This window comes from Hamadaea sp. (assembly GCF_013362815.1).
In the GTDB taxonomy this organism is placed as follows: Bacteria; Actinomycetota; Actinomycetes; order Mycobacteriales; family Micromonosporaceae; genus Hamadaea.
This window is the reverse complement of record NZ_JABFVK010000031.1, coordinates 135,257-147,676: the sequence shown is the minus strand read 5'-3', so window position 1 is coordinate 147,676 and position 12,420 is coordinate 135,257. Positions and strand designations below refer to the sequence as shown.

12 protein-coding genes are annotated in these 12,420 nt (G+C 67.9%); 8 read left to right on the top strand and 4 right to left on the bottom strand.

Annotated features, from left to right (window positions below; all coding sequences use genetic code 11):
- Positions 1-594, bottom strand: a complete 594-nt coding sequence (locus tag HOV77_RS17175) for a hypothetical protein (RefSeq protein WP_290863400.1) — start codon at positions 592-594, stop codon at positions 1-3.
- A gap of 229 nt (positions 595-823) precedes the next feature.
- Here HOV77_RS17175 and HOV77_RS17170 point away from each other — a divergent pair, with 229 nt between their 5' ends.
- The gene (locus tag HOV77_RS17170; RefSeq protein WP_290863399.1) at positions 824-1,978 is read left to right on the top strand and encodes a hypothetical protein; all 1,155 of its coding nucleotides are present in this window, start codon (positions 824-826) and stop codon (positions 1,976-1,978) included.
- Positions 1,979-1,991: 13 nt separating this feature from the next.
- On the opposite strand, the gene HOV77_RS17165 is transcribed toward HOV77_RS17170, so the two are convergent.
- The gene (locus HOV77_RS17165) at positions 1,992-2,546 is read right to left on the bottom strand and encodes a TetR family transcriptional regulator (RefSeq protein WP_290863398.1); all 555 of its coding nucleotides are present in this window, start codon (positions 2,544-2,546) and stop codon (positions 1,992-1,994) included.
- A gap of 93 nt (positions 2,547-2,639) precedes the next feature.
- Between HOV77_RS17165 and HOV77_RS17160 the strand changes: the two genes are divergently transcribed.
- Positions 2,640-3,527: an oxidoreductase gene (locus HOV77_RS17160; RefSeq protein ID WP_290863397.1), complete on the top strand. Its 888-nt coding sequence runs from the start codon at positions 2,640-2,642 to the stop codon at positions 3,525-3,527.
- Positions 3,528-3,604: 77 nt separating this feature from the next.
- Here the strand turns inward: HOV77_RS17160 and HOV77_RS17155 are convergent, their stop codons facing one another.
- A complete protein-coding gene (locus HOV77_RS17155; RefSeq protein ID WP_290863396.1) occupies positions 3,605-5,176 on the bottom strand; it encodes a sulfatase in 1,572 nt (523 codons plus the stop codon).
- Positions 5,177-5,520: 344 nt separating this feature from the next.
- Complete coding sequence (locus tag HOV77_RS17150; protein ID WP_290863395.1) at positions 5,521-5,877, bottom strand: MerR family transcriptional regulator; 357 nt, start codon at positions 5,875-5,877, stop codon at positions 5,521-5,523.
- A 487-nt stretch (positions 5,878-6,364) separates the two neighbouring features.
- Between HOV77_RS17150 and HOV77_RS17145 the strand changes: the two genes are divergently transcribed.
- The 6 genes from HOV77_RS17145 to HOV77_RS17120 are packed head-to-tail and all read left to right on the top strand — an operon-like array spanning position 6,365 to position 12,413.
- Positions 6,365-7,420, top strand: a complete 1,056-nt coding sequence (locus HOV77_RS17145; RefSeq protein WP_290863394.1) for an ABC transporter substrate-binding protein — start codon at positions 6,365-6,367, stop codon at positions 7,418-7,420.
- The gene (locus tag HOV77_RS17140) at positions 7,417-8,256 is read left to right on the top strand and encodes an ABC transporter permease (RefSeq protein ID WP_290863393.1); all 840 of its coding nucleotides are present in this window, start codon (positions 7,417-7,419) and stop codon (positions 8,254-8,256) included. The genes HOV77_RS17145 and HOV77_RS17140 overlap by 4 nt, the downstream gene beginning before the upstream one ends.
- Positions 8,232-8,969 (top strand): ABC transporter ATP-binding protein, encoded by a 738-nt coding sequence (locus tag HOV77_RS17135; RefSeq protein WP_290863392.1) that lies wholly within the window; start codon positions 8,232-8,234, stop codon positions 8,967-8,969. Before HOV77_RS17140 ends, HOV77_RS17135 begins: the two co-directional genes overlap by 25 nt.
- 2 nt (positions 8,970-8,971) lie before the next feature.
- On the top strand, positions 8,972-10,297 hold the full coding sequence (locus HOV77_RS17130; RefSeq protein WP_290863391.1) for an LLM class flavin-dependent oxidoreductase: 1,326 nt from the start codon (positions 8,972-8,974) through the stop codon (positions 10,295-10,297).
- A gap of 11 nt (positions 10,298-10,308) precedes the next feature.
- A complete protein-coding gene (locus HOV77_RS17125) occupies positions 10,309-11,349 on the top strand; it encodes an aldo/keto reductase (RefSeq protein WP_290863390.1) in 1,041 nt (346 codons plus the stop codon).
- A complete protein-coding gene (locus HOV77_RS17120) occupies positions 11,349-12,413 on the top strand; it encodes an LLM class flavin-dependent oxidoreductase (RefSeq protein ID WP_290863389.1) in 1,065 nt (354 codons plus the stop codon). Before HOV77_RS17125 ends, HOV77_RS17120 begins: the two co-directional genes overlap by 1 nt.
- Positions 12,414-12,420 lie beyond the last annotated feature (7 nt).

Below are 12,420 nucleotides of genomic sequence, written 5' to 3'. Positions count from 1 at the left end.
CTACGCTGACGCGACGCTCCCTTGCTGCAACGATTCCGCTACCAAGGTGTCGATGTGATCGGCTGGTAGCTCAAGGGCCTGCCGAGAGCGGTAGCGTGCCCGAGCCAGCAGCCCAAGGGCAACGTCCTCACTCAGGTCATCCAGAGTGAGGTCGGTGAGGTTGCCGAGCACTGCCACCAGCCCTGCGGTCGCCCACCGCACAGCCTGCTGGTGATAGCCGTGGGCCGCAAGGGATTCCGCGATCAGGTTGAAGACCATCGGTCCGTCGGGATGAAGCCGACGCGCATCGGCGATCATGGCCAAGGCTTCCTCGTGACGATCCAGATCGAGGAGAAACGACGCGTACGCCGCGTGCACGGTGCCCGGTTCTGCCTCTTCGACGTCGAGCGCTTCGCGGAACATCTGCTCAGCGAGTTCGGTCTCGCCCAGCATCGTGTAGTACTCCCCAGCCTCGCACAGGCTTTCGGCGCGCTCAGCACAGTGGTGTCCCTCGTGGGCCCGCGACAAGGCGTCGGCGTGTGCACGCCGCTCGGCGGCCGTTCGCGGGAGGAAGTCCTCGTCTCCAACCTGCGGATTGAGGTGTTTACGCGCCATGCAGATAACCCTAGCCAACTACTCCGTAGAAACTCCTCGCAGCCACCGGCCGACGGGCCGATCGGGAACGACACCGACGTCCACCTCCGAGGAGACGACTAACTCGGCATGCGTCGTCTGCCCGAAGAGCCGACTCGCCTCACTTCAGCGTCGATGAGTCAATAGGACGGTGACCGGACCCGCGCTCGATGCCGCCAAGCCAGCGATTGCTCAACGCCTTGCAAGTCCGTTGAGCCGTCGGTCGGTCAGGGTGCTCGCGGCGGCTCGGGCCGGCTGGGCGGCGGAGTGCGAACACCTGGAGGACGTCCCTGAGCTCGGGACAGCCGAGCGGGCCGCGATTCTGGCAGCGACGCGCCGATGGTGGGTACGCCGGGCGTTGATGCGGGAGTCGCCGTGGAATCGAATCGCCGTCGCGTTCTCCCTCGCGGCGATGGCGGTATGCCTGCTGCTCCCACCGGCGTTGGTCGCAGTCGTGTCGCCGCAGCTTCGCGCAGCGGGCCTGCTGCATCAATTGTCGGCGCTGGTCACGTACCTGACTATCTTCTCGGCGATCAGCGCGTTCTACTTCTGGAAGATCATGAAGTTTCGCGTACTCAGCCGGCTGGGCCTCGCGGCAACTGTTCTCGGCGTTCCGGTCGTCATCGCAGCGGCGATCGCAGTGCCACAGCCGATGGCGTGGCTTGCCATGGGACTTGCCGCTGCCGCCGTCGCCGGCGTAGTCATCGCGCTCGGCTCTTCGATGACGTCGGCAACGTGGTCCAACGTCTGGGGGCCATTGTGGCGGCAGCCGCTCACCACCATCGCGCCCGCCACGGCGGCGCTGGTGCTGTTGTGGCACCTGCTGGATCAGGTCGTGCAAGCGCCCCGTGCATGGAACCGGACCGCCTCACGTGACCAACTGTTGTCCGTCGTATTCGAGACTCGAATGTGGTTCGAGTTCCGCCTTCCGCGAGCGCTGTGGTTCGCCGGGCATCGTGGGCCCGAATTCCAGCCGCTCTACGAGCAGTACGGGCGCGCACGGGAGGCGGTTACCGATGTCGGATGGCGACTGGTCGCGGCTCGGACAGCCGCAGATCAGCTCGATGTCCGGCGGCGTCTCGCGAAAGCGATCAAGGCCGTCAGCGCAGGCGACTGGCAGGAACTTCCGGAGGCGGTGCCGACGCCTCAGCGTTCGATGCTGGTGATTGTCGGACGTCGGATCGTCGCTCCGTTGGTGCTGACCGCGGCTGCGCTCGGGCTGCCTCATGTGACCGGCATCGGGCTTGCCGGAGCGGCGTTGACGAGCATTCAGGCAACGCTGCTCGCCGCCGCCGTGCTGAGCCTCATTCCGTCCGAGACCGCGACGCGTGACCGCGTGGCAGACGCGCTGCGCGACCGCGGTTGAACAAGGGGCCCGATCAGGACCGCTCGGTGAGGCGGCGTACGCCTGCGACGAGTGCTTCGCGTTGGACGGCCAGTTCGTCGCTCGCGATCTGCGTCTCGGCCCCGCCGTGGATGAGGGCGAGCAGTAATCCGAGGAGTTGATCGGCCGGTAGCGCGTCGCTGATCTTGCCGGCCTTCTGCGCTGCGACCAACGCTTCGAGTTTGCGCTTGTTCGACTCGACCGCCTGCGGCAGCCGGTTAAGTACGCCGGGTCGCTCCAATTGATGCCAGCGCACCAGCCGGGCCAGTTCCGGGTGGGCGACCGCGAAGTCGAACAAGGCTCCCGCGTACGCGGGAAGGTCGTCGGCGGTGAAGGGAATCACGTCGAGCAGGTGGACGAGACCGGCTTCGAGGACGCTGTCGAACAGGCCTTCCTTGCTGCCGAAGTACGCATACAGCAACTGCTTGTTGGCGCCGGCCCGAGTGGCGATGCGGTCGACCCGCGCGCCGGCGAGCCCGAACTCGGCGAACTCGGACATCGCCGCTTCGAGGATGCGCTGCTTGGTGGCGGCGGAGTCGCGGGGTGCCATGACCACGATCATACAACTAACCAACTGGTTGTTTGACAGCTGGCGAGTGACGGCCTACGGTTGTAACTAACTAGTTGGATGGGAGTGAGTGCCATGAAGACCGCCATCGTCACCGGCGCCTCGTCGGGCATCGGCGAAGCGACCGCTCGCCGCCTGCGGCAACTCGGCTTCACGGTGTACGCGGCCGCCCGCCGGATCGACCGGATGGCGGCGCTGGAGCGCGACGGCATACGGGTCGCCTCGGTCGACGTGACCGACGACAGGTCCATGGAAGATCTGGTCGAACGGGTCATCAAGGAGACCGGCCGCGTCGACGTGCTCGTCAACAACGCCGGTTACGGCTCCTACGGCGCGGTCGAGGATGTTCCGCTCGACGAGGCGCGCCGCCAGTTCGACGTCAACGTCTTCGGCCTGGCCCGGCTGACTCAGCTCGTCCTGCCGCACATGCGTGCCCGGCGAAGCGGTCGCATCGTCAACGTCTCGTCCATCGGCGGCAAGATCTACGAACCGCTGGGCGGTTGGTACCACGCCACCAAGTTCGCGGTCGAAGGTCTCAGCGACTCGATGCGCGTCGAACTGGCCCCGTTCGGCATCGACGTCGTGGTTATCGAGCCGGGCGGAATCAGGACCGAGTGGGGCGGCATCGCCGCGGGCAGCGCGCTCGCCCGCTCCGGGCACACGGCGTACGGCGAACAGGCCAAGATGGTCGCCGGACTGCTGAACGCCGCCGAGGCCAACCCCCGGCTCATCTCGCCGCCGACGGTGGTCGCCGACGCCATCGCCAAGGCCGTCACCGTACGACGACCGAAGACGCGGTACGCCGTCGGCGGTGGCGCGAAGCCGATCCTGTTCACCCGGCGAGTGCTGCCCGACCGCGGCTTCGATCGTCTGCTCGTCGCGATGTTGCGGTTCGCCGGCGGCCGTTCGGCAAAAGCCGAGCGCACCAGCGAGCCGATGCCAGGTGTACGCAACGCGGCCTGACCAGTGCACTGCATTCGGCGTACCCGTGCATCGCCGTCCGGATGCTCTCGAAGAGCGACCGGACGGCGAGGCCCGAGCTACAGCGGTGGATTCTCCTCGGCATCTCGCAAGGCTTGGCCGGAGGCGGTCTTCAGCTTGGCTACCCACGCGTCGAGTCGTTGCCTGAGCGTCAGGCTGGCGTTGTTGTAAGAATTGTCCAGCTGATCCGGGTCCGCGGACAGGTCGTAGAGCTCGTGTTCGCCGGTGTCGTACGCGACGTAGTTGAGCGCTCCATGCGCACCGAGGGTGTTGGGTTTTGCGCGGAGGCCGACGTAAACCGGCGCGCCGCCGGAGGCCAACGCCTGCGCGTCACCGGGGTCTTGCGGTTCCAGCAGGTTGTTTTGCGTATTCGTGTTGAGCGTGCTGGGCCCGGCGTGCTCGTTCAGGAAGGCCAGCCGCCACGGCGAGGGTGTGGCGCCCTTGAGGAACGGCACGAGGGACCGGCCGTCGACGAAGCTCGGCGGGGTCACTCCGGCGAGTTCGGCGAAGGTCGGCGCGAGATCGACGTTGAGGGTGAAGGCGTTGACGACCGCTCCGGCGGGCACGCCCGGTCCGCGGATCACCAGCGGCACGTTGAGATCTTCCTCGTACGCCGTGTTCTTGCCGGAGTTCAGCCGATGCTGTCCCTGGTGGAATCCGTTGTCGGAGGTGAACACGATGTAGGTGTTGTCGAGCACGCCCTGTGCCCGCAGGGTGTCGATCGCGGCTTGGACGAGGTCGGTCACCGCGCGGAGGGACTCCCTGCGCTTTTCGTAAAGAGTGTCGATGTTGTCGACCTGAGCCTGGGTGAGCTTGGCCTTGCTACGAATCCAGGCAGGCTTGTCGCTGACGTCGTCTTCGTTGAACGACGGGGTGCGCGGAGCCTTGGCACCGGCGTAGACGCCTTGGTACCGGGCCGGCGGCGTCGCCGGACCGTGCGGGATGTACGGCGCGACGTAGGTGAAGAACGGCTTGTTCGGGTAGCTGGTCGTGGTGTTGGTGATGAACGTGCTCAGCTTGCGGGAGATCACGTCGACGCCGTAGTCCGACGCTGTGCTGCCGTAGTGGACGGTCGTGCCGTTGTCGTTGACGTCGTAGTTGTACTCCGAGTACGGGCTGCCGCCGTTGGGGCTGAACCAGCGGGTCCAGCCGGGCGGGATGTAGGTGCTGCTCGGCGCCCCGTTCGGGTAGCCGTTGAGGTACTTGCCGAAGAACCCGGTCCGGTATCCGGCGCCCTGGAGCCAGGTCGCGACGGTCGAGCTCTCCAGCCCGCTGTTGTAAACGCCTTGGAATCCGCCGCCACTGGCGGCGTCGTTGGTGAAGATCCCCGTGTTGTGGGCGAACTGGCCGCGCAGGGTCGACGTTCGGGACGGGCAGCAGAGGGAGAGTTCGACGAACTGCTTGTTGAACTTGGTTCCCTGACTGGTGAGCAGCGTCTGGAGACCGGCGTCTTTCGCGAAGACGTCTTCGTCGAGGTCGTCGGTGAGAACGAAGACGATGTTGGGGTGGGTCGCCGCGGCCGACGCCGGCGAGCCTGCGAATCTCAGTCCCGCGTAGACGGTGCCGCTGACCAGGAGGAGCAAGGTCACCACGAGCGTCCAGCTACGGCGGTGTGCTGAGTCTGGTTTCATGCTGCGCCCTTTCGTTCGTACCCGATGGCTCCGTTGCCGTATTGCGCCCCGAATGCGGGCGGCACGGAGCCGCGCACGGCGAAACGCCGCGCGCAGCGATGGATTGAGTTCAGCCAGGGCATGGTTCAGCGGCGGTCACGCCCACCACGGGAACCGCCCGGCTGGTGCAGAGAAGATGGAGAGGTCAGCCGACGGCGCGACAGAGGGCGCTGCTGACCAGCGCCAAGTCGATGTGACGCCGCAGGATCGGGTGGAATTCGAGTCCACCGCGGGGATCGAGCGTCATGGCTCCATCGAACCGCACGCAATCCCTATGCGTCAAGTAGGAATTCGCCGTCAGCTGATCAGCGCGTTGCTTCGGCGCCTGACGAGTCGCTGGCCGAGGCCGCGCCGCTCTCGTAGCGCCTGTTCAATTCCAGCGCCTCGGCGAGTTGGTCTTCCAGAATCACGATGCGGCACGCCGCTTCCACTCCGGTGCCCTGGTCGGCGATGTCGCGTACGCGGGCGGCGAGTCGTAGCTGGTAACGGCTGTAGCGGCGGTGGCCGCCGTCGGATCGAGCGGGTGCGAACAGCTTCGCCGCCTCGACCGAGCGCAAGAACGCAGCAGTTGCGCCGATCATCTCAGCCGCGCGGCCCATGGTGTAGGCCGGGTAATTCTCGTCGTCGAATCGGTCTGGCGACGTAGTGCCGTCAACTGTCATACACGTCCTGTCTGTGATACGAGATAGGGGTCCCGGTGCCATATGGCGGCACCGGGACCCAGGGAGTTGCGGGTACTAACCATCACCGGCCGTTAAGTTGCACCGGTTTTCGTCTGTCCCGCCGGCATGCCACGAGCGGCAGCGCGGGACTCTGGCGTGGATGTCGACCGAGGACCACCTTCCGTTCCTGGGGTCTACGGCTCCCACCGGCGCAGAGCGCGACCAGGTGGGCGATCCGATGGTGTCGCTCCCCTCCCTTCCTTCGTGTCGTTCGGTGCGCCAGTTCGGCTGTCGCACTCAATCAACCTTCGCAACACCCAGTACTTTACCGACGCTCATGCCGAATGTCTACCACCGCGCCTAGAGATTTTCTCCCGGTGCGGATCGAGGCAGTCGCCCGGTTCGGAATTCCTAGTTGACATGTAGGAGATGTGGGATATCGTCGTGGGCGGATACGCCGCCTGCATACATCCACAAAGGAGCCGCCGTGAAGCGCACGATCGTGGCCCGCCGCACGTTTCTGACCGCCACCTTGGGTGCCGTCGCACTGGGGCTGACCGCATGCGGTGCCGACGACGTCGCGGACGCGCAAGCCGCCGACGCTCCCCTGCTCGACTCCGTCCCGAAGGACACCAAGCTCGTCGTCGGCGACAAGGAACACCAGAAGGCGATCGAGTTCTCGGGCGAGGCCAAGAACCTCACCTTCGACGTCGAATGGACCAGCCTCAGCGGCGGCCCGCAGACCTTGGAGGCGTTCCGGGCCCACGCGCTGGACATCGGGGCGGTCGCCGACATTCCGCCGATCCACTCGCACTGGACCGGCATACCCACGAGGATCGTCGCGTCGCGGTTCCGGCAGGACCCGCTCAACCACCCCGTCTACCGGCTCGGCATCGCACCCGGGGTGACCGTCGCGACGCTCGCCGACATCCGCGGCAAGAAGGTCGCCTACAGTCCGGGACAGGCGCAGGGAGCGCTGGTGCTGCGCGTACTGCACAAGGCCGGGCTGACCAAGGAGGACGTCAAGCTCGTCGAACTGCCGAGCACCGGCGACGTCTACGCCAACGCGCTCGCTGCCCGCCAGGTCGACGTCGCGCCGATCGGTGGCGTGCAGATCAAGCGGTACGAGACGAAGTACGGCAAGGACGGCGCGACGACGATCGCCCACGGACTGCGAGACGACCCCGGTCACCTGTACGCGCCGATCACCGTCCTCGCCGACCCCGGGAAGGCTGCGGCGATCCGTCAATACGTGCAGGTGTGGGCGCGCGCCTGGCGCTGGCGGGAAGCCAATCCGCAGGAGTGGATCGACCGGTACTACGTCAAGGACCAGGGGTTGAGCCGCGAAGACGGCCAATGGCTGGTCGACAACGCGGGGAAGTCCGACATCCCGGCGAGCTGGGCCGACGCCATCGCCCGGCATCAGGAGACGATCGACCTGCTGGCCAAGGAGACCGGCAACAAGCCGCTCAAGGCCGAGGAGCTGTACGACCGGCGCTACGAGACGATCGCCGCAGACGCCTTCACGGGAGGCGCCCAATGACCGCCTCGGTTCTGGTCCGGCCCCGGACGAAGGCCGACGCTGCTCCGGCGCGGAAGGCCCGCCGCCGGCTCGGTCCCGGTCGCCCGCTGCGATTCGGTGCGGCCGTCGGCCCGCTGGTACTGCTGGCACTGTGGTCGATCGGCTCGGCGGCGGGCTGGCTCGACTCGCGTACCCTCTCGGCGCCCTGGACTGTCGTCACCACGGCCCGGAACCTGATCGCCGAAGGCCGTCTGCAGGACAACCTGATCGTGTCGGCGCAGCGCGCCGGTCTCGGCCTCCTCCTCGGCGTGCTCGTCGGCACGATGGTCGCGCTGGTCTCCGGGCTGAGCCGGTGGGGCGAGGCGATCCTCGACGGGCCGATCCAGATCAAGCGGGCGGTGCCGTCGGTGGCGCTGATCCCGCTGCTGATCCTGTGGCTCGGCATCGGCGAGGAGATGAAGGTGATCACCATCGCCCTCGGTGTGTTCGTGCCGGTCTACATCCACACGCACAACGGGCTGCGCACGATCGACAGCCGATACGTCGAGCTGGGCGAAGCGCTGCGGTTGCGGCCGGCCGTGTTCCTGCGCCGCATCGTGCTCCCCGGTGCGCTGCCGGGCTTCCTGCTCGGTCTGCGATTCGCGGTCGTGGCCGCCTGGCTCTCGCTCGTGGTCGTCGAGCAGATCAACTCGACCAGCGGCATCGGCTACATGATGGAGCTCGCCCGGCAGTACGGCCAGACCGACGTCATCATCGTCGGGCTCGTCCTCTACGGCCTGCTCGGTCTGCTGTCCGACGGCGCCGTCCGGTTCGTGCAGAGGAGGGCGTTGTCGTGGCGGCGCACGCTGGCGGACTGACCGCCACTCGGGCGGTACGCGTACAGGGGCTGGCGCGGGCGTTCGGCACGCGTACCGTCCTGAATGGACTGGATCTGGAGATCCGCGCAGGCGAGTTCGTGGCGTTGCTGGGCCGCAGCGGCTCGGGCAAGAGCACCCTGCTGCGAGCCTTGGCAGGCCTGGACCGTGGCGTCAGCGGCGCGGGCCTGGTCGACGTGCCGGAGAACTCCTCGGTCGTCTTCCAGGACGCGCGGCTGTTGCCGTGGCAGCGGGTGCTGGACAACGTCGTGCTCGGGATGAGCGGATCGGACGCCGACGCCCGAGGCCGGGCGGCGCTGGCCGAGGTCGGCCTGGCCGGCCGGGAACGGGCCTGGCCCTCCGAGCTGTCCGGCGGTGAACAGCAGCGCGTCGCCTTGGCGCGGGCGCTGGTGTCCGAACCGCACCTGCTGCTGGCCGACGAACCGTTCGGCGCGCTGGACGCGCTGACCCGGCTGCGTATGCACGAGCTGCTGCGGGAGCTCTGCGACCGCCACCATCCCGCGGTCCTGCTCGTCACCCACGACGTCGACGAAGCCGTCACCCTGGCCGACCGCGTGGTGCTGCTCGACGACGGCCGGGTCGCGGTCGACCTCGCCATCGACCTCCCCAACCCGCGATCGCACCGGCAACCGCAGTTCCTGGCGTACCGGGAGTCGCTGCTGCGATCGCTGGGCGTCACTCCGACGGAAGGCTGACCATGCTGCATCTCAACGCGTTCCTCATGGGTGTGGGCCATCACGAAGCCGCCTGGCGGCTACCGGAAAGCGACCCGTTCGCCCAGACCGACGCCGAGCACTTCAAACACCTCGCGCGGGTCGCCGAACGCGGCAAGCTCGACTCGCTCTTCCTCGCCGACAGCCCGGTGCTGTGGAGCAGCATCGGCCGCCGCCCGGCCGGCACGCTCGAACCCACCGTGCTGCTCACCGCGCTGGCCGGCGCCACCGAGCGCATCGGGCTGATCGCGACGGCGTCGACCACCTACAACGAGCCGTTCAATCTGGCCCGGCGCTTCGCCTCGCTGGATCACCTCAGTGGTGGGCGGGCGGGCTGGAACATCGTCACCACGGCCGGGGTGGAGGCGGCCCGCAACTTCAACCTCGACGAGCTGCCGGCGCACCGCGAGCGTTACGAGCGGGCCGCCGAGTTCGTCGAGCTGTCCCGGAAACTCTGGGACAGCTGGGACGACGCCGCTCCGTTGGGCGACAAGGAAGCCGGCCGCTGGGGCGACGACGAACTGCTGTACCCGCCGCACCACATCGGACGTCATTTCCGGGTCGCCGGTCCGCTCAACGTTCCCCGTTCGCCGCAGGGTTATCCGCTGCTGGTGCAGGCCGGCTCCTCCGAGGACGGCAAGGAGCTCGCCGCCCGGTACGCCGAAGCGGTGTTCACCGCGCAGCAGACCCTTGAGGAGGCTCAGGCGTTCTATCGGGACCTCAAACGGCGTACGGCTGAAGCCGGGCGCGATCCGGACTCGATCAAGATCCTGCCGGGGATCGTTCCCGCAATCGGCTCGACCGAAGCCGAGGCGCTGGCTCTGGAGGCCGAACTCGATCACCTCATCAGACCCGAGTACGCGCGGCAGCAGTTGGCCACCACCTTGCGAGTCGCCCCCGAAGACCTCCACCTGGACGAAGAGCTGCCCGCCGAGCTGCCCGGCGAGGACGAGATCGAAGGGGCCAAGAGCCGCTACACCCTCATCGTCACATTGGCCCGCCGCGAGCGGCTGACGGTGCGGCAGCTCATCGGCCGGCTCGGCGGCGGCCGTGGGCACCGCACCTTCGCCGGTACGCCCGAACAGGTCGCCGACGCCATCGAGGACTGGTATCGCAGTGGCGCGGCCGACGGCTTCAACATCATGCCGCCCGTCCTGCCGTCAGGGCTGGAGACGTTCGTCGACCACGTCGTTCCGATCCTCCAGCGCCGGGGACTGTTCCGCACCGAGTACACCGGGACGACCCTGCGCGACCACTACGGGCTGCCTCGCCCGGCCAACCAGTTCACCCGGCAACCCGCCACCGTCTAGAAAGGACTCTCATGGTCGAGCTACGGTCGTTCGGGCGTACCGGGGTGCAGATCAGCCCGCTGACGCTGGGCGCGATGAACTTCGGCGCCCGGGGCAACCCGGACCACGCCGACGCCGTCCGGGTCATCCACCGGGCCCTCGACGAGGGCATCACCGCCATCGACACCGCCGACGTCTACTCCGCCGGCGAATCCGAGGAGATCGTCGGCAAGGCACTGGCCGGTCGCCGCGATGACGTCTTCCTCGCCACGAAGTTCCACGGCCAGGTCGGCGACAACCCCCGCCATCGCGGCAACTCCCGCCGCTGGATCTTCCAGGCGGTCGAGCACAGCCTGCGGCGGCTGGGCACCGACTGGATCGACCTGTACCAGGTGCACCGGCCCGAGCCGGACACCGACTTCGACGAGACGCTCGGCGCGCTCACCGACCTCGTACGCCACGGCAAGATCCGCTACGTCGGCACGTCGACCTTCGAACCGTCGGCCATCGTGGAAGGTCAGTGGATCGCCGAGCGACGCGGCCGCGAACGGGTCGTCAGCGAGCAACCGCCGTACTCCATCCTGGCCCGCGGCGTCGAACGCGAGGTGCTGCCGACCGCGCAGCGATACGGGCTCGCAGTGATCCCCTGGAGTCCGCTGGCCGGCGGCTGGCTGGCCGGGAACTATCACCCGGGGCTGAGCACTCCGATCTCTCGCCGGGCCGAACGATTCCCGGCCCGGTTCGACCCCGCATTGCCCGCCAACGCCGCCAAGCTCGCCGCCGTCGACGAATTGACCAAGCTCGCCGACGAAGCCGGGCTGTCGCTGATCCACCTCGCGATCGCGTTCGTCCTGCAACACCCGGCCGTCACCTCGGCGATCATCGGTCCCCGCACCCTGGCCCAGCTGGAGTCGCAGCTCGGCGCGGCCAAGGTGTCCCTCACCGCCGACGTGCTCGATCGCATCGACGCCATCGTCCCGCCCGGCACGACGTTGAACGCCGCCGACGCCGGGTACCAGCCGCCGTCGCTGGCAGATCCCGCCCTGCGCCGGCGTCCGGCCGGAGGCAGCTGATGGGTCTCGAATTCCTCTGGTACATCCCCAATCAGGCCGAGCCCGGCCACCGCGGCGACGACGTCGTCGACCGGCACAACAGCCTGCACACGCTGACGGCGCAGGCCAAAGCGCTCGAAGAGCACGGCTGGGGCGGCGCGCTCATCGGCACCGGCTGGGGACGCCCCGACACCTTCACCGTCGCCACCGCGCTCGCCGCGCAGACCACCACCTTCCAGCCCCTCATCGCCGTCCGCCCCGGCTACTGGCGGCCCGCGAACTTCGCCTCCACCGCCGCGACGCTCGATCACCTCACCAACGGCCGCGTACTGATCAACATCGTCTCGGGCAAGGACAACCTCGCGGCCTACGGCGACAGCGAGGCCGATCAGGCCCATCGCTACGCGCGCACCAAGGAATTCCTTCAACTTGTACGCAGACTGTGGACCGAGGATAACGTCACCTACAACGGGGAGCACTTCACGGTCACCGACGCGACCGTCGTTCCGCGTACGGTGGTCCGCGGCGAGCGGAGACATCCCCGGCTCTACTTCGGCGGTGCTTCCGACGCGGCCGAGAAGGTCGCCGCGACCGAGGCCGACGTCCAGCTCTTCTGGGGCGAACCGCTCGACGGCGTACGCGAGCGGATCGAACGGCTCCGGCACCTGAGCGACAAGTTGGAGCGACAGCACGCCCCGCTGGAGTTCGGATTGCGGATCACCACCCTCGTACGCGACACCACCGAGCAGGCGTGGGCGGACGCCGAGGCCAAGGTCGAAAAGATGGCCCGAGCCGACTCCGGCCTGCCCCGGAACCTGAACTGGCAGGCGGCCGTCGGCCAACGGCGGCTGCTCGACCTGGCCGCCCGCGGCGAGGTGCTCGACGACAACCTCTACACCGCGCCGGGCAAGTACGGCGGTGGCGGAGCCGGCACGACGTGGCTTGTCGGCTCGGCCGAAGACGTCGCGAACTCGCTGCGCAAGTACCAGAAGCTGGGCATCACGCACTTCGTGCTGTCGGACACCCCTTATCTCCCGGAGATCCGTCGTCAGGGCGATCAGCTGCTGCCGCTGCTGCGATCGTGACCACCTC